Origin of the sequence: Bacteroides sp. NSJ-39 (assembly GCF_014287315.1) — a bacterium.
Classification (GTDB): domain Bacteria; phylum Bacteroidota; class Bacteroidia; order Bacteroidales; family Bacteroidaceae; genus Bacteroides; species Bacteroides finegoldii.
On sequence record NZ_JACOOB010000005.1, the window covers coordinates 153,223 to 173,875 of the forward strand.

At 48.5% G+C, this 20,653-nt stretch carries 18 protein-coding genes and 2 pseudogenes; 16 read left to right on the plus strand and 4 right to left on the minus strand.

Going from position 1 to position 20,653, the window contains the following annotated elements; all coding sequences use genetic code 11:
• Window positions 1-20: 20 nt before the first annotated feature.
• From pfkA to H8S63_RS07975, 14 genes and pseudogenes are all read left to right on the plus strand, one after another.
• Window positions 21-1,007 (plus strand): 6-phosphofructokinase, encoded by a 987-nt coding sequence (pfkA, locus tag H8S63_RS07900; protein WP_004308113.1) that lies wholly within the window; start codon window positions 21-23, stop codon window positions 1,005-1,007.
• Window positions 1,008-1,019: 12 nt separating this feature from the next.
• Window positions 1,020-2,795, plus strand: coding sequence for a cation:proton antiporter (locus H8S63_RS07905; RefSeq protein WP_004308112.1), 1,776 nt, complete (start codon window positions 1,020-1,022; stop codon window positions 2,793-2,795).
• Between the two features lie 6 nt (window positions 2,796-2,801).
• On the plus strand, window positions 2,802-5,360 hold the full coding sequence (glgP, locus tag H8S63_RS07910; protein WP_004313433.1) for an alpha-glucan family phosphorylase: 2,559 nt from the start codon (window positions 2,802-2,804) through the stop codon (window positions 5,358-5,360).
• 6 nt (window positions 5,361-5,366) lie between these two features.
• On the plus strand, window positions 5,367-6,185 hold the full coding sequence (locus H8S63_RS07915) for an arginase family protein (RefSeq protein ID WP_004308109.1): 819 nt from the start codon (window positions 5,367-5,369) through the stop codon (window positions 6,183-6,185).
• Between the two features lie 54 nt (window positions 6,186-6,239).
• Window positions 6,240-6,776: a methylglyoxal synthase gene (locus tag H8S63_RS07920; protein ID WP_008775197.1), complete on the plus strand. Its 537-nt coding sequence runs from the start codon at window positions 6,240-6,242 to the stop codon at window positions 6,774-6,776.
• 234 nt (window positions 6,777-7,010) lie between these two features.
• On the plus strand, window positions 7,011-9,416 hold the full coding sequence (locus H8S63_RS07925; RefSeq protein WP_032839385.1) for an ATP-binding protein: 2,406 nt from the start codon (window positions 7,011-7,013) through the stop codon (window positions 9,414-9,416).
• A complete protein-coding gene (locus H8S63_RS07930) occupies window positions 9,394-10,680 on the plus strand; it encodes a sigma-54 dependent transcriptional regulator (protein WP_004308106.1) in 1,287 nt (428 codons plus the stop codon). The genes H8S63_RS07925 and H8S63_RS07930 overlap by 23 nt, the downstream gene beginning before the upstream one ends.
• Before the next feature lie 214 nt (window positions 10,681-10,894).
• The gene (locus H8S63_RS07935) at window positions 10,895-11,512 is read left to right on the plus strand and encodes an RteC domain-containing protein (RefSeq protein WP_004308105.1); all 618 of its coding nucleotides are present in this window, start codon (window positions 10,895-10,897) and stop codon (window positions 11,510-11,512) included.
• A gap of 242 nt (window positions 11,513-11,754) precedes the next feature.
• Entirely contained in the window at window positions 11,755-12,099 is a 345-nt protein-coding gene (mobA, locus tag H8S63_RS07940; RefSeq protein ID WP_224202605.1) for a conjugal transfer protein MobA, read from the plus strand.
• A gap of 89 nt (window positions 12,100-12,188) precedes the next feature.
• Window positions 12,189-12,875, plus strand: coding sequence for a relaxase/mobilization nuclease domain-containing protein (locus H8S63_RS07945; protein WP_004308102.1), 687 nt, complete (start codon window positions 12,189-12,191; stop codon window positions 12,873-12,875).
• A gap of 138 nt (window positions 12,876-13,013) precedes the next feature.
• Window positions 13,014-13,313 carry a hypothetical protein gene (locus tag H8S63_RS07950; protein WP_004308101.1) on the plus strand — a complete coding sequence of 100 codons (300 nt, stop codon included), beginning with the start codon at window positions 13,014-13,016 and terminating at the stop codon, window positions 13,311-13,313.
• Between the two features lie 33 nt (window positions 13,314-13,346).
• A pseudogene (gene mobC / locus H8S63_RS07960) lies at window positions 13,347-15,359 on the plus strand (conjugal transfer protein MobC).
• A 38-nt stretch (window positions 15,360-15,397) separates the two neighbouring features.
• Window positions 15,398-16,141, plus strand: a pseudogene (locus H8S63_RS07970) (DNA adenine methylase).
• Window positions 16,142-16,303: a hypothetical protein gene (locus tag H8S63_RS07975; protein WP_004308096.1), complete on the plus strand. Its 162-nt coding sequence runs from the start codon at window positions 16,142-16,144 to the stop codon at window positions 16,301-16,303.
• Between the two features lie 126 nt (window positions 16,304-16,429).
• Here the strand turns inward: H8S63_RS07975 and H8S63_RS07980 are convergent, their stop codons facing one another.
• From H8S63_RS07980 to H8S63_RS20045, 4 genes are read right to left on the minus strand one after another with little or no spacing between them, the layout of a single operon-like run.
• On the minus strand, window positions 16,430-17,176 hold the full coding sequence (locus tag H8S63_RS07980; protein WP_004318633.1) for a toprim domain-containing protein: 747 nt from the start codon (window positions 17,174-17,176) through the stop codon (window positions 16,430-16,432).
• A gap of 45 nt (window positions 17,177-17,221) precedes the next feature.
• Complete coding sequence (locus H8S63_RS07985) at window positions 17,222-17,380, minus strand: hypothetical protein (RefSeq protein ID WP_004311895.1); 159 nt, start codon at window positions 17,378-17,380, stop codon at window positions 17,222-17,224.
• A gap of 16 nt (window positions 17,381-17,396) precedes the next feature.
• The gene (locus H8S63_RS07990; protein ID WP_008771124.1) at window positions 17,397-17,849 is read right to left on the minus strand and encodes a M23 family metallopeptidase; all 453 of its coding nucleotides are present in this window, start codon (window positions 17,847-17,849) and stop codon (window positions 17,397-17,399) included.
• Between the two features lie 24 nt (window positions 17,850-17,873).
• Window positions 17,874-18,005 (minus strand): hypothetical protein, encoded by a 132-nt coding sequence (locus H8S63_RS20045; RefSeq protein WP_004311894.1) that lies wholly within the window; start codon window positions 18,003-18,005, stop codon window positions 17,874-17,876.
• Window positions 18,006-18,079: 74 nt separating this feature from the next.
• Between H8S63_RS20045 and H8S63_RS07995 the strand changes: the two genes are divergently transcribed.
• Together H8S63_RS07995 and H8S63_RS08000 are read left to right on the plus strand one after the other, a co-directional pair.
• Window positions 18,080-19,219 carry a DUF4099 domain-containing protein gene (locus tag H8S63_RS07995; RefSeq protein WP_004318630.1) on the plus strand — a complete coding sequence of 380 codons (1,140 nt, stop codon included), beginning with the start codon at window positions 18,080-18,082 and terminating at the stop codon, window positions 19,217-19,219.
• Between the two features lie 5 nt (window positions 19,220-19,224).
• Entirely contained in the window at window positions 19,225-20,649 is a 1,425-nt protein-coding gene (locus H8S63_RS08000; protein ID WP_004311892.1) for a DUF6047 family protein, read from the plus strand.
• Window positions 20,650-20,653 lie beyond the last annotated feature (4 nt).

A 20,653-nucleotide genomic window follows, 5' to 3' on the forward strand; every position in this document is an offset into this window, starting at 1 on the left:
CAAAACAAGAACTGAGATAGATGAAAAAAGATGAATATATAGGAATCCTTACTTCCGGAGGGGACGCTTCCGGAATGAATGCGGCAATCCGTGCCGTGACCCGTACCGCCATTTTCAACGGCTTCAAAGTCAAAGGAATTTACAGAGGGTACGAAGGCCTGATAGCGGGCGAGTCCAGGGAACTTACGACCGAGGATGTGAGCAGCATCATCCAGCGTGGGGGAACCATCCTGAAAACGGCACGTTCCGAAGCGTTCACCACCCCGGAAGGACGCAGAGAGGCATACGATACCATGAGGAAAGAAAAAATCGGGGCGCTGGTAGTCATCGGGGGCGACGGCTCACTGACTGGAGCCCGCATATTTGCCGAGGAATACCCTGTCACGTGCATAGGACTGCCCGGTACCATCGACAATGACCTGTACGGTACCGATTTTACAATCGGATATGATACGGCCCTGAACACCATTGTGGAGTGTGTGGACAAAATCCGGGATACAGCCACCTCGCACGACCGAATTTTCTTTGTCGAGGTGATGGGACGCGACGCCGGTTTCCTCGCCCAGAACAGCGCAATAGCCTCGGGAGCCGAGGCCGCCATTATTCCGGAAGACCGGACGGATGCGGATCAGCTGGAGACTTTTATCGGACGCGGATTCCGGAAGACCAAGAACAGCAGCATCGTCATCGTGACGGAAAGCCCGGGCAATAAGAATGGCGGAGCCATGCACTATGCCGACCGGGTAAAAAGGGAATACCCCGGATATGATGTCAGGGTCTCTATCCTGGGACATCTACAACGGGGAGGAGCGCCAAGTGCCAACGACCGCATATTGGCCAGCCGGCTGGGTGAGGCCGCCATACAGGCCCTGATGGAGGACCAGCACAATATCATGGTAGGCATACATAACAATGAGATTGTCTATGTTCCTTTTGACCAGGCTATCAAGAACGACAAGCCCATTGACAAAAACCTGATCCGTGTCCTTAACGAGTTGTCCATATAAAATGTTACTCCTATGTCGGAAGTTGCCCCTTTAATATCAGACCTTGCCACTATCTTGATTATAGCCGGTATCATAACCGTCATTTTCAAATGGCTGGGACAGCCGGTCATAGTGGGATATATTGTGGCCGGTATTATGGCAGGTCCTTCCATTTCCCTATTCCCGACTGTTTCCGACCAGGCCAATATCAAGATATGGGCGGATATCGGTGTTATTTTCCTCCTGTTCGCCATAGGACTGGATTTCTCGTTCAGAAAGCTGATAAGTGTGGGAGCCTCGGCCATATTCTCCACTGTTATCATCGTCTGCGGCATGATGTTCCTGGGATATACGGCAGGCAATGCGATGGGCTTCTCACACACGAGCTGTATCTTTCTGGGCGGAATGCTGTCCATGTCCTCCACCGCCATCGTATTCAAAGCATTCAGTGACATGGGGCTTCTCGATCAGAAATTTACCGGTATTGTCCTGGGGATACTAATCATTGAGGACGTGGTGGCGGTAATCATGATGGTGGTCCTCTCCACATTGGCTGTAGGCAAGCATTTTGAAGGCTTCGAAATGCTGGAGAGCATATTGAAACTTGCGGCCTTTCTTATTTTCTGGTCAGCATTGGGAATCTATCTGATTCCTACCCTTCTGAAAAGATTGAACCGCTTTATTAGCAATGAAATACTGTTGACAACCTCCCTGGGACTATGCCTGGGAATGGTGATGATAGCGACAAAGGCGGGATTCTCCGCCGCGCTGGGTGCGTTCGTCATGGGATCCCTGCTGGCAGAAACAGATAAAGCGGAAGAAATCGCACATATCGTGCAACCGGTAAAGGACCTGTTCGCCTCCGTTTTCTTCGTATCAGTGGGAATGATGATCGACCCTGCCATGATATGGGAATATGCCGTTCCTGTTTTTATCCTGACGGCACTGGTCCTATGCGGGCAGGTCCTGTTCGGGAGTTTCGGCGTGTTGCTTTCCGGACAACCGCTAAAGATTGCGATACAAGCCGGCTTTTCCCTGGCACAAGTGGGTGAGTTTGCGTTCATCATCGCTTCGTTAGGAATCAGTCTGAATGTAATGGACAAATACCTTTATCCGGTCATAGTGGCAGTATCGGTCATCACCACTTTCCTTACTCCTTATATGATAAGACTGTCGGATCCCGTCTACTGTTTTGCAGACAGGCACTTGCCACAATTCCTGAAAGATTACCTGACGCATTATTCTTCTGGAACAATGACCACAAGACATCAAGGCTCCTGGCACAAGCTCATCAGGTCCATGTTGGTATCCGTCACCCTTTATCTGGTGGTATGCCTGTTTTTCATAGCGCTGTTCTTCTCCTATGCGTATCCTCTGGTAATGGGACGTATTCCGGGGATGAAAGGAAGCCTGCTGAGCTTCGTTCTTGTCCTCCTTATCATATCCCCGTTTTTGTGCGCCATCATCATGAAGAAAAACAATTCCGTCGAATTCCGCAAACTTTGGGCGGACAACAGGTTCAACAGGGGGCTGCTGGTATCAATGATAGTGATCAAGGTGTTGATCTGTATCATTATCGTAATGGGTATCATCATCCGTCTTTTCAATGTCGCTTTGGGGTCAGGACTGATATTATCTTTCCTGATCATTGTCGTTATCTATTTTTCCAAGCGGATACGGAAACGATCGCTAAGTATGGAAAAACAGTTCCTCGAGAATTTCCAGGGTACAGCCGGGACATTTCCACAGGAAGAACCGGAAACAGGAGAAACCTCCACAGAAAAAAATCATGAACTATCAAATAAGTAAAATGTTATGGAATATTCAAGTTATCATGTAAACGTCCCACAATGGAGGGAGATTACAGTCGGTTCACACCTTCCGGCAGAATTGCGGAGATTTGCGGAGATGGCACATAATCTTTGGTGGACCTGGAACGAGGATGCGAAGAGTTTATATAGTGGTTTGAACCCGGAACTATGGGAAGAGGCGGAACAGAATCCGGTACTGTTTCTGGAACGGATGGATTATGAAGAGCTGGAGGCACTGACACATGACGGAAACTTCATGCGTAAGATGGAAAACGTATATTCCACTTTTAAGGCGTATCTTGATGTGGAGCCGGACCACAGCCGTCCGTCAGTTGCCTATTTCAGCATGGAATATGGTCTGGACAGGGTTCTTAAAATCTATTCCGGCGGTCTGGGCATATTGGCAGGTGACTATCTGAAGGAAGCTTCGGACAGTAACGTAGACCTCTGCGCTGTAGGGCTTTTATATCGTTATGGCTATTTTGACCAGGCTCTGGCGATGGACGGGCAGCAACAGGTTCATTATGACCCACAGAATTTCGGGCAGCTTCCGATAGAGAAAGTGATGCAGCCTGACGGGCGACAACTGGTAATCCATGTTCCCTATGCCGACAGTTTCACGGTCCATGCCAATGTATGGAAGGCCAATGTGGGACGTGTTTCCCTCTACCTGCTGGATACGGACAATGAACTGAACAGCGAGTTCGACCGTCCGATTACCCATCACCTGTATGGCGGTGACTGGGAAAACCGGCTCAAGCAGGAAATACTGCTCGGCATCGGAGGAATGATGACATTAAAAGTATTGGGCATCGAGAAAGATGTATATCACTGCAACGAGGGGCATGCCGCACTGATCAATATCCAGCGGTTATGCGACTATATATCCGAAGGCCTGGACTTCGGACAAGCCATGGAACTGGTTAGGGCTTCCTCGCTTTACACTGTGCATACACCTGTGCCTGCCGGCCATGACTATTTCGATGAGGGGCTTTTCAATAAATATATGAAAGGATATCCTGATAAGCTGGGCATTACGTGGGACGAGTTGATGAACCTCGGACGGCAAACTCCGGGCAACAAGGGAGAACGTTTCTGCATGTCGGTATTCGCCTGCAAAACCAGCCAGGCGGTAAACGGTGTCAGCAAGCTGCACAAGTCCGTTTCACAGCAGATGTTCGCGCCTCTCTGGAAAGGCTATTTCCCGGAAGAGAACCATGTGGGCTATGTGACGAATGGCGTACACTTTCCCACTTGGTGTACGGCGGAGTGGAAAAAGCTGTTTAAGGACAATTTCGATGAGAATTTCATGAACGACCAGTCCAATCAGGAAATATGGAAAGGCGTTTATAATATACCCGATGAAGAGATATGGAACATGCGGAAAAGGTTGAAAACCAAACTGATATCCTACATCAAGTGGAAATGCGGCCGGGACTGGCTCAAAAGCCAGGTTGACCCGGCATTGGGTGTCTCCATTTTCGAGAAGTTTAATCCGAATGCTCTTCTTGTCGGCTTCGGAAGGCGCTTTGCAACTTACAAAAGAGCTCATCTTTTGTTTACCGATTTGGATCGTCTGGCGCGGATTGTGAACAATCAGGAACATCCCATACAGTTTGTCTTTGCAGGAAAAGCCCATCCAAACGACACTGCCGGGCAAGGGCTCATCAAGCAGATTGTGGAGATATCCCGCCGTCCTGAATTCTTGGGTAAAATCATCTTCCTTGAGAATTATGACATGGACCTGGCACGGCATCTTATTTCTGGGGTTGACATCTGGATGAATACTCCCACCCGTCTTGCGGAGGCTTCCGGAACTTCCGGTGAGAAGGCTCTGATGAACGGCGTACTCAACTTCTCCGTGCTGGACGGTTGGTGGTACGAAGGCTACCGCAAGGAGGCGGGATGGGCCATCACCGACAAGGCCACCTATCAGGATGAACAGTACCAGAACCAACTGGATGCGGAAACAATTTATTTCCTGCTGGAACATAATATCCTGCCGTTATATTATGAACGGAAAGAAAAAGACTATCCGGAAACCTGGGTCAAGTACATCAAGAACTCGGTTGCGCAAATAGCTCCCCGCTTCACGATGAAAAGACAGCTGGATGACTACTATGACGGATTTTACAACAAGTTGTCGGAACACTTTCATGTTTTGGCGGCGGACAATTATGCAAAGGCGAAAACGCTTGCCGGCTGGAAGGCAGCTGTCGACAGCAGATGGAATGCCGTGGAAATCGTTTCCGTGAATGCGGGAAAAGGATTGGACGCCACGGTGGAGGCTGGTAAGGAATACGAGATGACGGTCGTCATTGACGAGAAAGGGCTGGACAACGCGATCGGATTGGAATCGGTCATTATACGGCATGAGGAGAATGAGGATCGCATCCATGAGGTCATTCCTTTTTCTTTGACATCCAAAGACGGAAACCTATACACTTTCAAGGCAATAACCAGAATGTTCAGCGCTGGAAGCTTCAAACAGGCATTCAGAATGTATCCCAACCATCCCCTGTTACCTCACCGGCAAGATTTTTGTTATGTACGATGGTTCTGAACGGACATGAATAAGCAAGAGTTACTGACAAATGGACGGTGTAAGAAGAAGGCGGACCGAGAAACCGTCTGGCCGGTTGTCATCATGAACTTCACCGGTGTGTATGCCCATGAGGTATTTGCACGGAACAATCAGTTCATTTGGCTAGACTGCCGTCACCTTTCTGGAACGAGAGGTTACTGTGACAAGGAGGGGATACGAAAATTGAAGCGGGTGATTGCCGGTTATCCAGCGGAAGGTATCCATTTCATTGATTCGGGCAATTATCATTACCTGACCAAATTATGGACAGACAAACTTCGAGTTCCGTTCTCTCTGATTGTATTCGACCATCACCCCGACATGCAGCCTCCCTTGTTCAAGGGCATGCTTTCTTGTGGGAGCTGGGTAAAAGACATGTTAGACTGGAATATGCTTTGCAAGAAAGTGGTGATAGTCGGTGCATCGGACAAACTGATACGCACCGTACCGGAAGAATACGGACAACGAGTCAGTTTTTATAGCGAAGCGACGTTAGCTCACGAGAAGGGCTGGCGCAATTTCTCCTCTGCGTATATTGAAGGACCGGTTTACTTGTCCATAGACAAGGATGTCCTGAACCCGGCATCCGCAGTAACAGACTGGGATCAAGGGTCTTTCAGCCTGCAGGAACTGGAGGAATTACTGGCAATTGTCCTTCGAAAGGAACGTGTAGTCGGCATTGATATCTGCGGGGAATGCTCCGCAACGCTTACTTTGTTTGAGGAGAGGCGGGAAGCCACCGTGGACAGCCGGGCGAACAAGGAGCTGCTCAAACTCATACAGTCATTCTCCTGTTTTTTATAAAGCTGTTGGATATTGTTAATTATATTATCACATAAACCATATTTTATTATTATGATGAAAACAATTGTTCGTAAAATCGGTCTGGTTGCACACGATGCAATGAAAAAGGACATGATAGAATGGGTTCTTTGGAACTCGGAACGTCTGATAGGGCATAAGTTCTATTGTACGGGAACCACCGGTACACTCATTAAAAAAGCGCTCGAAGAGAAACATCCTGAAACAGAATGGGATATCACGATTCTGAAATCCGGTCCTTTAGGTGGTGACCAGCAAATGGGCTCACGTATTGTGGAAGGAGAGATTGATTATTTGTTCTTTTTCACGGATCCGATGACATTGCAGCCACATGACACGGATGTAAAGGCACTGACCCGGCTGGCGGGAGTTGAAAATATAGTTTTCTGTTGTAACCGTTCGACAGCGGACCATATTATTTCCAGTCCTTTGTTTCTTGACCCGACCTACAAACGGATTCATCCAGACTATACCAATTATACACAACGCTTTGAAAACAAAGAAATTGTATCGGAAGCAGTAGAACGGGTGAAGAAACGGATGAGCCGAAATGAAAACAATATGATCGAATGAGAATGTAATGTCCAATAAAGGGGATGTGATATGTTTCAGTCATAAAAAGCAGGTTCCTATCCTTTCTGTGAGTATAAAAAAAGATTAAAAGATCAACTGTGTGATAGCAAACTTGCGAGGTATCCTCAAATGGTTTGAAACAGTAATAAACTTTTATCATAAGTTTCTATTATTCCCTTTTATATGAGCGAACACGCCTTTTTGTAGGATTCCAATATAAGAATGAAGACTTCCATGTGGTTGAAACTTAAAATCCTTTTAGGATATGTCATACTGCTTCTCCTGCTCGTCCTGACCATTCATATCTTCCGCAAGGAACAGACGAGGCGGAACAGCCTGCGACAGGATGAGCATGAACTGGCCTGTATCCGGCATCTGGCCGGAGAAACATACGCGGGCTTGCTGGGACTGGCCACTTACGGTGAAACAGTCAGCGTCTGGGATGAAAGCGACCTTGGACTCTACCACACAAAAAAAGACAGTGTCTGTAACATGTTGCAGACACTGAAAAGGTATGTGAAGTCTCCCGAACAACAGTCGCGCATAGATTCGTTATGCCTGCTGCTGGAAAGAAAGGAACTGTTGTTAGACACGGTCATGGACACGTTCGGGCGTCTGCGCAAGACCGGCGAGATCGTGAACAGCAAGATTCCGGCAATCGTGTCCCATATCCAGCAGGCGGATGTCCTTCCTGCCGAGAAAAAGAAGGAGGAGGAAACTCCGAAGAAGGGTTTCTGGTCATTCATCAGGCCCGGGAGGAAAAAATCGGCCTATCTGCAGCAGAAGGAACAGCTGGAACGCCAGCGACAGTCCATTGGTAAACATCAGGGTACCACATCTGTCACGAGCATGCTGCACTCCCTTGACAGGGAGGTGACCGACATGCAGAAAGCCGAACGGGAAAGGCTGCTGGAACAGATGGACCTCCTGTACAGTAACAACACGGACCTGAACCACAGGCTACACCGGATTGTCAGGGACTTTGAGGCGGATGCTGGAATACGGCTTGATGAGCGTTACAGGCAATTCATTTCCACACGCGACCGCTCGTTCCATACGGTCTCTCTGCTGGCTGTCCTCATCTCGTTGCTGACCGTCCTCCTGTATCTTATCATCCACCGGGATCTGAACAGGATAAACCAGTATCAGCGTCAGCTGGAAGCCTCCAATCGTGAGAACACGGAGCTCCTACAATCCAGAAAACGCATGATGCTCACCATCGCTCATGACCTTCGTGCGCCACTGGCTACTATCAAAGGATGCGCCGAACTGCTCCCCGGGGAAGAAAAGAAGAGCCGCAAGGACGAGTATGCGGAAAATATACTCCATTCTTCCGATTACATGATCGGGCTGGTCAATACGCTGATCGGATTCTACCTGCTGGATACCGGCAGGAACAAACCCATCCTTTCGATTTTCCGGCTGGAGACCCTTTTCAGCGAAACAGCCCGGAACTACGGTTCGCTGGCCAAAAAGAAAAAGCTGCGGCTGACAACCGCCTTTTCCGGTCTGGATGTGGTAGTAAGCGGTGACCGTTCCCAGCTCCAGCAAATCCTGAACAATCTGCTTTCCAACGCCATTAAATTCACCCGGCAAGGTGAAATCCGCCTGCAAGCGGAATACCGGAATAAAGAATTGCATTTCTCGGTACAGGACACCGGTACCGGGATGACGGAGGAAGAAACAACCCGGATATTCACAGCTTTTGAACGGTTGGACAATGCCCGTAATGTTCCCGGTTTCGGATTGGGGCTGGCCATTGCAAGCAGGCTGGTCTCCGGGATGCAGGGAAGCCTTACCGTAAAAAGCAAACCGGGTGAAGGCAGCACGTTTACCGCATTCCTGCCACTCCTTGAGGCGGATGAATCCACCCAGATGGATGAGACACGCATCGCTACTGATTATCATCTGGATGGAATCAACGTACTGGTCATTGATGACGACCGGATGCAACTGAACATTACCAAAGAGATGTTTAACCGTAACGGAGTGCGGTGCGACTGCTGCCAGACCAGCCGTGAACTGGTTACCCGGCTACGGTCACAAAGATATGACCTGCTGCTGACGGATATACAGATGCCTGAAACGGACGGCTACGGAATACTTGAACTGCTCCGGGCATCCAATATGGAGAACGCAAAGACAATCCCCGTCATAGCGGTAACGGCACGGGTGGATGATGACAACGAGTATCTGTCGGGCGGCTTTTCGGGCTGCATCCATAAACCATTCTCTATGGAAGAACTGATAAATACAGTGGCACAAGTGATAGGAGAAAAAGACAGAAAGGAGTATGCTCCCGATTTCTCACTCATCCTTTCAGGAGAGGACAACAGGGAGGAAATGCTCGCCCTGTTTATCGAAGAGAGCCGGAAAGACCTTGCCGCATTAACCGCTGCCTTAGACCGACAAGACAAGGAGGCCGCCGCCTCCATCCTGCATAAGAACCTGCCCCTATGGGAAACCGTCCGTCTGGATTTCCCCTTGTCTCATTTACGGGAACTGGTGACAGAACCTGCGACAGAGTGGACCAATAGACAATCCATGGAAATGCGGGACATCATCCGGGCAGTGGAAAAACTGATAGTATACGCTGAAAAATACGGGAGGAAAGCCTATGAAAACAATCCTGATTATTGAAGATGATATTGTGTTCAGCCGTAGCATCAGCAACTGGCTGGTGAAAAAAGGGATGAAAACCGAATGCGTGGCAACCCTTGCGAATGCCCGTAAAGCCATCGGGCAAAAGGAGTTCGACCTAATACTGGCAGACCTGCGCCTGCCGGACGGAAATAGCACCTCGCTCCTGAAATGGATGAATGAGAAGTACTACTCTATCCCTTTTCTGATCATGACCAACTACGGACAGGTGGAGAATGCGGTGACAACCATGCAACTGGGAGCCATCAACTACCTGTGTAAGCCTGTGCAGCCAGACAATCTCCTGGCTCTGATAACGGAGATACTGGATAAAAACGATAACGAACAGGAGTTCTACCGAGGTGAAAGCCCCAAAGCCCATGAGATGTACCGTCTGATAGAGATGATTGCCTGTGCCGACATCTCCGTTCTGCTCCGTGGGGCTTCCGGCACCGGGAAGGAGCACATTGCAGCCGAGATACATGCCCGGAGCCATCGGAAGAACAAGCCGTATCTGGCTATCGACTGCGGGGCCATTTCCGATGAGCTTGCCGCCTCCGAGTTTTTCGGTCATCAGAAGGGAGCCTTTACCGGTGCGGAAAGCGACAAGGTCGGATTGTTCCGTGCCGTTAACGGAGGGACATTGTTTCTGGACGAGATAGGCAACCTTTCCTATAAGACACAGATGCTCCTGCTCAGGGCCTTGCAAGAGAAACGCTGCAAGCCGGTAGGTTCCACGAAAGAATACTCTTTTGATATCCGGCTGGTTGCCGCCACCAATGAGAATCTGGAAAAAGCCATCGGAGAAGGACGCTTCCGGGAAGACCTGTTCCACCGGCTCAATGAGTTCACTCTGCGGATTCCTACACTGGCAGAATGCCGGGAAGACATCCTTCCTCTGGCTTATTTTTTCTTGAAACTCACTTGCGCCAAGGCCCATAAATCGTTTCGTGGCTTTGACCGGCTGGCAGAGGCGGCACTGCTGGAATATCCCTGGCCGGGGAATATCCGTGAACTGAAGAATGTAATAGGTCGAGCCGTACTCATCTGCCAAGAGCAATGGATTTCCGTTTCAGACCTGAACCTTGAAATCTCCCTTCCTAAAGAAGAAGAAACGCAGTGGACGGAAGAAGAAAAAGAAAAGGCGTTGCTTCTCCAGACCCTTGAAAAGACGGGTGACAACCGTTCCAAGGCGGCCCGGTTGCTCAATGTCAGCCGGACTACCCTGTATGAGAAACTAAGGAAATACCATATCATCGACTGACCGGAGGATAACCCGAAGCAAATGAGGTTTACAAAAGTGTAAGCCGTCCTAACATTCTTGTCAAGGACGGCTTACACTTTTTATTTACACCCGTTTCTATATGAAATTTGTTTATTGTTGATTGTCAGTATTTTAAAAAGGTATAGAGCTTTAAACGATAGCAGAGGCATTTCATTTGGCTTACTCCGGTATAAACAAATCAAATGTATGCCGTATGAAACCATTTACAGAATGCCGTATATTCAATTATTTATCTCTGGCTTCAAGCCCAAAACAGACAGTTTCCGATGAAGAATTCTCTTCCTCCTATACCGAATATGAACAATACCTTTACGACCTCGCCATCGAATCGGTTTCCGTATCGGAAAGGCTGCGCCATCTGCTTCACAGCAAGGTAGAACTGATTTCCCTAAAGAAGTTATTCACCCGAACAGGACATTTCCACACGGCAGTAGCCGAATTCTATCTGGACAAATGCCTCCTGCTGGTGGAGGCGGAAATAGAGCTGGTCAATTTTGGTGTACAGTACCCCGGAACCATCACGACACCTTCCTCGTTTCTTTCATCGCTCCATTGGAAAGGTTCGCTGGTCAACCTGATGGAACTGATCTCCTCGCTGGATTACAGCGGGCTGATTACGGACGAAAGCGGCAAACGCCTCTCTTTCGCCGGTATCGTTTCCGCTTTTGAGAAACTCTTCAATGTTGCCATTCCCAAACCATATGACCTGCGTGCCGACCTTGCCCGGCGCAAAAAGAACTATTCCGTCCTGCTGCCCAAACTAAAGGAAACCTTTGAAAAGAACATCGCGGCTTGCGGAAACGGGAAGTGAACAGGGGTATTTTTACCCCCTGTCACAAATAGTCATCTCTTGTCATTTGTAGTCACTTTCCGATTTTAGGTTCGTATCAAAATTATCACTTATTTTGCTGCCGGATAAATAAAACCTGAAAAGATATGGCTAAAATCAATAGTACACGCAAACCCGGACGGGCTGACACTTCGAGCAAATGAAGAGGCGGACGGAATCCCAAAGAGGAATCAGAACTTCATTCTTATTATTACGGATTCCGTCTGGACGAACTCCAGAACATCGAGTTTGAGAGGCTCTTTGAGAATTCGGGAGCTAATAATAAATCCCAGTTCATCCTTGCCGCCCTTTTCGACAAACCGATGAAAGTCGTGAAAATAGATAAGGCGGCAACGGACTACTACATCAAGCTGACCAACCTGCAGAGCGAATACCGCCGGATCGGAGTAAACTATAACCAGGCAGTCAAAGCTCTGCATACCGGACTATCCGAAAAGAAGGCTCTTGCCATGCTCTATAAATTGGAGCAACTGACTATTGAACTAATATCTCTCAACCGGGAGATTATCCGTCTCACCCAAGAATTTGAACAATGGTTGCAAAAATAACATCAGGAGCCTCCGTTTACGGGGCATTATACTACAATCAAGAAAAAGTGGACAAGCAGCAGGCACGGCCACTGGCATGAAACCGGATCATGGAACCGGCAGACGGCCATCCGACCATCCAGCACTGCATCCGTTCCTTCGAACCGTATCTGGCGGCTAACCGCCGGACTGAGAAGCCCGTTATCCACATTTCATTAAATCCACACCCGGACGATGTGCTGACCGATGAACAGTTGACCGCTATCGGCCAGGAATACATGGAAAAAATGGGATATGGCAACCAACCCTATATCATCTACCGGCATGAGGATATCGGCAGGCCCCACATCCATATCGTCTCCCTGCGTATTGACGAGCAGGGAAAGAAAATTAAAGATTACAAAGAATGGCAACGCTCGACCGCTGTTTGCCGGGAGCTGGAGAGGAAATACCATCTGTTACCCGCCGAGAAGATGGAGCGACGGGAATCCCTGCCGCTGACTGCCGTCGATTACCGGAAGGGGGATATCAAGCATCAGATAGCCAATGTGGTCAAGCCCGTCATGCAGGGATACAAGTTCCAATCCGTCAAGGAGTTTAAAGCCCTGCTTGGCCTTTTCCATGTAACGGTGGAAGAGGCCCACAAGACGATAAAGGGAAAGACCTATCATGGACTGGTCTATGCGGCTACCGATGAAAAAGGAGAACGGACCGGCGTAGCCATCAAATCCAGCAAGATCGGTAAAAGCGTAGGCTACGAGGCACTCCAAAAGAAATTTGTGAAAAGCAAACAATGAATTGCCCGACATCCCGTACCCGTACAGACGAAGGAAGCTATCGCTACCGCCCTGCAAGGACAGCCCACCCGTCAGGGATTCCTGCAGGAACTTTCTGGAAAAGGCATTGCCGCCATACTCTGGCAGAACGATTCCGGTGTGATCTATGGCGTGACCTACATCGACCATAACTCAAAGACCGTATTCAAGGGCTCGCTTCTGGGCAAAGAATATTCGGCATCGGTTATAAACCGGAAGTACGGCACGATCCCACCGGAAAAGACTGAAGAAGCCCCTGTTATCCATCCGTCCGAACCGGAAATGAAAGAGACGGAGCTGGTGGAAGGACTGCTTGATATATTCTCTTTGGAATCCTATCCGTATCCGGCAGACGACCTGACGCAAAGCCCTTACGGGAAAAAGAAAAAGAGAAAACGCAGAGGTCCGCATCTGGGCTAATAAAATGTATCACCATTAATTATCATACCGCTTATGTCACAAGACGAAACCAGAGGGCTCAATAAGAACCTTGACTTCATGAGGGCCATCAGCATCCTATTTTTAGTGATGAATGTCTATTATTTCTGCTATCCCTATTTTCTTTCCATGAACCTGAACATCGGTGTCGTGGACAAGATACTGCTCAATTTCCAGCGGGATACCGGGCTGTTTTCCCATTCGCTGGTGAGCAAGTCCTTCAGTCTGCTCTTCCTTTTCTTCTCCTGCATGGGAGCGAAAGGACGGAAGGACGTGGAGATGTCATGAAGGAGTATCGGCTGTTACCTTATAGCCGGGATGCTGCTCTTTTTTGGTAGCGAGCTCTTACTGACGGCACGCTTCCCCGTCGCGCTTCTAACCTTATTATATGTAGCTACCGTAGCTGCCGGATATATCAGCCTGCTTACCGCCGGAACCTGGATCAGCCGCCTGTTGAAGAACCAACTCATGGATGACGTCTTTAACGACGAGAACGAGAGCTTCATGCAGGAGCGCAGGTTGATTGCCAATGAATACTCGGTAAACCTGCCCACCCGTTTCCGTTACCAACGAAAGACCTATTCAGGCTGGATAAACGTGATTAATCCCTTCCGCGCCTCATTGATATTAGGCACGCCGGGATCAGGAAAGAGTTATGCCATCATCAATAACTATATCCGCCAGCAGATAGAGAAAGGATTCGCCGCCTATATCTATGATTTTAAGTATCCGGATTTAAGCATAATTGCTTATAACCAGCTGCTTAAAAACAAGGATAAGTATGCCAAGCCGGTCGGATTTTATGTGATTAATTTCGATGATCCCAGATACAGCCACCGGTGCAATCCCCTCAATCCTTCGTTTCTATCCGATATCGCGGATGCATACGAATCAGCGTATGTAATCATGTTAAATTTGAACAAGAGTTGGATTCAAAAGCAGGGAGATTTCTTTGTAGAAAGCCCGATTGTGCTATTTGCGGCGGTGATCTGGTATCTTAAAATCTATGAAAACGGGAAATTCTGCACCTTCCCACATGCCATAGAGCTATTGAATAAACCGTATTCCGACCTGTTCACCATACTGACCTCTTACCGGGAGCTGGAGAATTACCTGTCACCTTTTATGGATGCATGGAAAGGTGGTGCGATGGAGCAGCTCCAAGGGCAGATAGCTTCCGCCAAAATTCCGCTATCAAGGCTGATCTCACCTGCCTTATATTGGATTATGACCGGAGATGACTTCACGCTGGATATCAATAATCCGGAGGAACCCAAAGTTTTGTGCGTCGGCAATAACCCTGACAGACAGAATATTTACTCATGTGCGTTAGGATTGTATAATGCCCGTATCGTTAAAATGGTCAACCGAAAAGGCAGGCTCAAATGCTCTATTCTAGTGGATGAGGTTCCCACACTTTACTTTAAAGGACTTGACACCCTGATCGCTACCGCCCGTAGCAACAAAGTGGCAGTATGTCTGGGAGCACAGGATTTCAGCCAGTTAATACGTGACTACGGTGATAAGGAGGCGCGGGTGATCCAGAACACAATTGGAAATATCTTTTCCGGGCAAGTGGTCGGAGAAACAGCGAAAAACCTTTCTGAAAGGTTTGGGAAAGTGCTCCAACAGCGCAAATCCATTAATATGACCCGTGAAGACACCTCAACCAATATCAGTACCCAGCTCGACTCGCTGATACCTGCCTCCAAAATCTCCAACCTCTCGCAAGGAGAGTTTGTCGGCAGTGTCTGCGACAACTTCGGGGAGAAGATAGAACAGAAGATATTCCATTGCGAGATCGTGGTGGACAATGAACGGGTAGCCGCCGAAACAAAAGCCTACAAGCCTATCCCCGTCATAACCGACTTTACCGGTGCGGATGGTAAGGACCACATGCAAGAGGAAATCGAAAGGAACTACTATCAAATCAAGGAAGACGTGACGCAAATCATCGAAAAAGAGCTGCTTCGCATCCAAAATGATCCCAACTTGAAACACCTGCTGGAAACGGCAGACGATGAATAATCCCTATTTAATTTATTAATCATTTAAATGTTGTAAACATGGAAAAAAAGAAAAGTTCTCCGGCCAACCTGCCGGGAAAACCCTGCTTCCCCTGGGTGGGAGGTAAAAGAAGACTGCTTCCCGTACTTATCGAATCCCTTCCGAAAGACTTCGGACAGATGGATACCTATGTAGAACCGTTTGTCGGTGGCGGCGCCCTCTTCTTCTGAATAAGACAAGCCTATCCGGAAATCCGTTGCGTCATCAACGACTCCAACGAGGCTCTGATCAATGTCTACCGCGTCATCAAGGAATCCCCGGAGCAGCTTATTAAAGTGCTTGCCCGGATACAGGACGAATACATCGCGCTGGAGGAACATACCCGAAGAAGGGTCTACTTCATGGAGAAACGTACCTACTACAATGAAGGAAACCCGAATAACATCACCCGTGCCGCCCTGTTTATCTTCTTCATGCGTACCTGTTATAACGGCATCTACTCCGTGAACCATAGCGGAAAGCTGTCCGTCACTTTTGGTGCCGGGGGACGGGTAAAACTGTTGGAAGAGGAACTGATCCGCTTTAACCACAAGCTGCTGCAAGATGTTGTGATTCTGGACGGTGACTACCGGCAGACCGCAGAATACACCGGAGCCAACTCCCTATTTTATTTTGACCCGCCTTATAAGCCGGTCAATGAGGGTAACTCCTGCACCTCCTACATGCCACAGGACTTCGGAGATGAAGAGCAGATCAACCTGGCAAATTTCTGCAAGGGAATAGGTGAAACCGGTGCCAAATGAATGCTTTCCAACTCCGATCCCCGGCAAAAGAACCCTGAGAACACCTTCTTCGACGACCTCTATGCCGGTTTCCATATCCAGCGAATCAGCATCTTCCGTTCCATCTGTTCCATAGCCGAGAAAAGAGAAGCGGTCAATGAATTGCTGATCAGAAATTATTAAGAATAAATATCCGGTGGTAGCCGGGTAGCAATAAAAAGAGAGCCAAATTCCCTCCAGCAGGGATTTGACTCTCTTTTTTATTGCCTGCCTTTCATGCATCAGACAAGGACCAGTATTTTATAATTTTCAACCGGACTGTTTCTTTGCAGGCTTTTCAATCAGCTTCGGGGCTGTTTCGTGCTGATGATCCGTCTTGTTCTCCTGCGCCATCTTCCTGCCCAACAGGTAATCGTTCAAATCGTTATACTCCCGGTAGCAGTCGGACTTGTCCCTGACCGGGCATCCGGCTTGCGCCATCTGCTGAAAAGCCTGCCTTCCGGCGGAATCGTTATCCAGTAGGCAGAGGGCACTCTTATACTCTTTCAAGACAGGGATAGCCTTGCCTACATTGCTGACCGAATTTAAAACGATATAGTCCGGACCGTTTCCTTTAGGCTGTCCGTTACCGGGATGCGTAGCCTTGAGCGTGAGGTATGAGAGATAATCCATAAAGCCTTCAACCACTATGCAACGGTCGCTGCCATTTTTGATATGGGTAATCTCTTTGGGCGATATGCTGCCTTTTAGGTATTTGTTACGGATCTCGTACCCGCCGCTCCGGTTGGCAAAGCCTACGGCAAAATACCATTTTCCCTTGTTCTGAAAATGCACTTCCTTGCATGCTTCCCTTGCGATTTCAGGCAAGATGCCTCTTTCTTTGAGATATCCCAGCAAGACCGGGTTCGTCAGCGGATCAATGCGTACCTGCCGGTAGCCGGTAGCCTGCGGTTCCGCCTGCCGGGGAGAGGCTGCTACCGGACGGAAAGCAGCCGGAAAATGTCCCTCTATCGTTTTAAGCGCATAAGAGATATCCTTCGTCTTTTGAAGCTCCATCGCCAGGGTGATGATGTCCCCTCCCTGTCCGATGCCGAAATCGTATCATAGGTTGCGGGATGCGCTCACCTTGAAAGAAGGTGTCTTCTCCTCACGGAAAGGGGAACAATACCAGATACTGTCCCCTTGTTGTTTTACCGGGTTGAACCCCATACGCCGGAGATAATCCTCCAACTGAATGCTCTTGGCTTCTTCAATGTTCATTGTGTAACGGATTAAATTAATGACTCTTTTTAGAACGGGAATCCTTTAGTATCACCCACTGCAACGGATTCTGCGGCTTCCCGTTTTTTCTCAGTTCAAAATGCAGATGGTTGCCGGTCGCTATGCCGGTATGACCGACATTGCCGATATGCCGACCTATGCGTACATCGCTCCCTTTCCTCACATGCAATTTGCTCAAGTGTGCATACAACGTGGAAAAGCCGCCCGCGTGCCGGATTTCGATGTACCAGCCGTAACTGCTGCTATACCTGGCTTCAACGACTTTCCCGCTTCCTGAAGCATAGACCGGCGTGCCATAGGGTGCGGCAAGATCCACTCCGGCATGGAGTATCCTTTTCTTTTTCACCGGATGCATCCTTATACCGAAACCGGAAGAAACGGCATACCTCCTCCGACTTTCATTCAATGGATACAGAATAGGATAATCGGCCAGTACGGTAACCGGCAACCGGCTGTCTCATATGAAAGACTTTCACTGCCGGGCAGAGTGGATACGGTAGATGACAGCACTGAGTCCGGCTTTATATCCCTTTGACGGGGACTGTGCAAAAGCCGGACATGACAATAAGTGACAGAACATGACAATTAATGACAACTTCCTCATAATCAAACTATTTAATGACAAAGATAGTAATTTTACCCTCGTAAATGATTCATTAATCTTTAAAATTAACGTATATGAACGATGTGAATTTAGCTCCTGAAAACAAGGAAGCAACCCCGGAACACGGGTATTTGATGGCGTATGACAAGAAAGAGCAGAAAGCCAAAGGTGTAAAAGGAATCGCAGCGAACGGAGAGCTGGAAACGCTCGAAGCTAACGAGGCGAACAGGGACCAGTTTATCAAAGTGGACCAACGTGGAAACTTCTTCACCAACTTCGGGAAGAATTTTCTCTACCAGTACAATAATCCCGGTCGTTACTCCCTCTACAACATGCCGAAGGAAACGCTCGTAGAGCAGGCCAAAGAAAAGATCGAAGCGGCGCAGGAACCACAGAACGAAGCAGTCAGAAGGGAACTGGCTTCGACCAGGGTGTATAATAACCATCGCTTCAACGAGCGGGAAGTGAATTGGGAACAGGCCGCCAAATACGGCATTACCCCGGACGGACTGAAGAACGCAAAGGACAGCCTCGAAAGAATGTTGCAGGGAAAGACTTCCGCTATCGCTTTCCGTGTGGCAAAAAATTCCGAGCTGGGGCGTGAAAACGGGGATGCCAAACTCTCCCTGTTCCGCGACGAGAACGGAGCTGTCAAGTTCGACATCCACTACATCCGTCAGGCTCCCAAGATCGGGGAAGACTACAGGGGACATGTCCTGACGGAAGAAGACCTCAAGGCCCTGAACCAGACCGGCAATCTCGGCAAGGCGGTGGATGTAGTCATTGACTACCGTACCAAAGAAACCAAATCCTGCTACCTTTCCAAAGACCCGGTGACCAATGAATTGTTCCATATGCCCGTAGAGCAGGCACGCATTCCGCGTAAGGTGAAAGATTATACGCTTTCTCCGAAAGAATACGATGCTGCCGTGCGCGGTGAGGAAGTACCGATCCGTTTCAAGTCTGATAATGGAAAATTTTATGCCACCTCCATCCAGATGAGTGCCGCCGAGCGAGGGGTGGAATTCCTCTGGGAAAGAAGCACCAAGAAGTTGGAAGAGGCACAGAAACAAGGTCAGGAACAAGACGGAAGCCAGCAGCAGCCCCATGCACCGGTACAAGTAGCCGGAAAACCCCGGAAAAAAGAGGAAGCCTCACAGCAAGCGGAAAAGAAACCGCGTACCCGTAAACCGTCCATCACACCTAAAATGTAAGAAAAATGGCAACCTATATTTCTGATGATCCCAAACTATTGGACGAGCTTTTCAGGAAAGACGGTGAAGGCCAGCTCCTTGTCGGTTATGAAACCGGCAAGGAGAAACCCCATGCAGAATCCTCCTATATGCTTTATCCTGCCAATCCCGACAGGCAAGACCCTGTCTATACGTTTATGGCCTTGTTCAGCCAACAATCGATAAAAGCCAAATACTCCGCCTTCGTACCGAATACCCGTCTGGAAATCTATTCATTCCCGAAGATGACGGATGTACCGGCTATCTCCGGAGATATTTCCAAAAAGGAATATATCAATCAGGTATTACTACCCTATATCCGGGAAAAGGGACTGGCTCCTCTAATAAGTACCAATCTGAGAAATGTCCTGTTTGCGCAGTCACGCAGCGATATCCTCATGATATCGGGAGAACTTCCGAAACTGACCACACAGCAGTTGGACGAGCTGGTCCATTTTCATCAGAAGCAGGATGAGCTGGCTGCCAGGTATGATTATAATCCGGTTTACAAATTACCGCTGCATGCTGTGGAAACGTCCAAAGGAATCTTGTTTTTCAGTGATACCAAAATGGGACGGGAGGGATTGAAGAGCTTTTACCAACAGTTATCCGGCAATTATTTCTGGGTTCATGGCGAACCCGGTCCTGTCAGGCAATACAACGTCAACTGCCTGTCCGACGATATCTGTCCTTTGGTGGATGCCTGCTACCGGAAGAATCCCCAAAGCGGAAAAGGGGAATATGATTTTGATAATGCTGTATTCTCAAAAGAGGCTTTCCGTGACAGGAAACAGTGGAAACTGGCGTTTGAAACGGACATGGAGCCGAGCGCTTCTGAATTTCTCCGCCTGAATGAATTTGCCGGATGTCCTGCGAGCCGTAACAATGCGGATATCAGCAAACTGTTGTATCTGATGGAGAACGGATTCAAGCGGGATATAATAAATGATCCCGATTTCGGATACCGGAATGTCTTTCAGGAGTATGTCACCCGGATAGACGACTGTATCAACGGACAGTCCTCGGGGCCAGATTTGTCAGATGTGCTGGATGACATGCGTTGGAAAGCGAAGAATATCCTTCTGACGGATTTCGATGTCCGTGGACACCGTACATTGGAAAGGACACTGAATGACAGGAGCGTCCCGTTTCTCATCAATGGAACCGATGCCGGCGAAGCCATGAGGCAAGCCTTGCTGGAAGGAAAGTGGATCTACTGTCCCCAAATATCCAAGTCAATGCCAGATTTACATTTCCTCCATGCCGAAAAGACATGCAACCGGGTAATGGCATATACCAAATCTCCCGTAAACAAGACCGTGTATCAGGAGAAAAACGGCAAAATCATTCCATATGTACCGGCTTTGAAAAAGGTATCGAAAACGAAAAGGAACAATTCCCTCAAAATGTAATGAT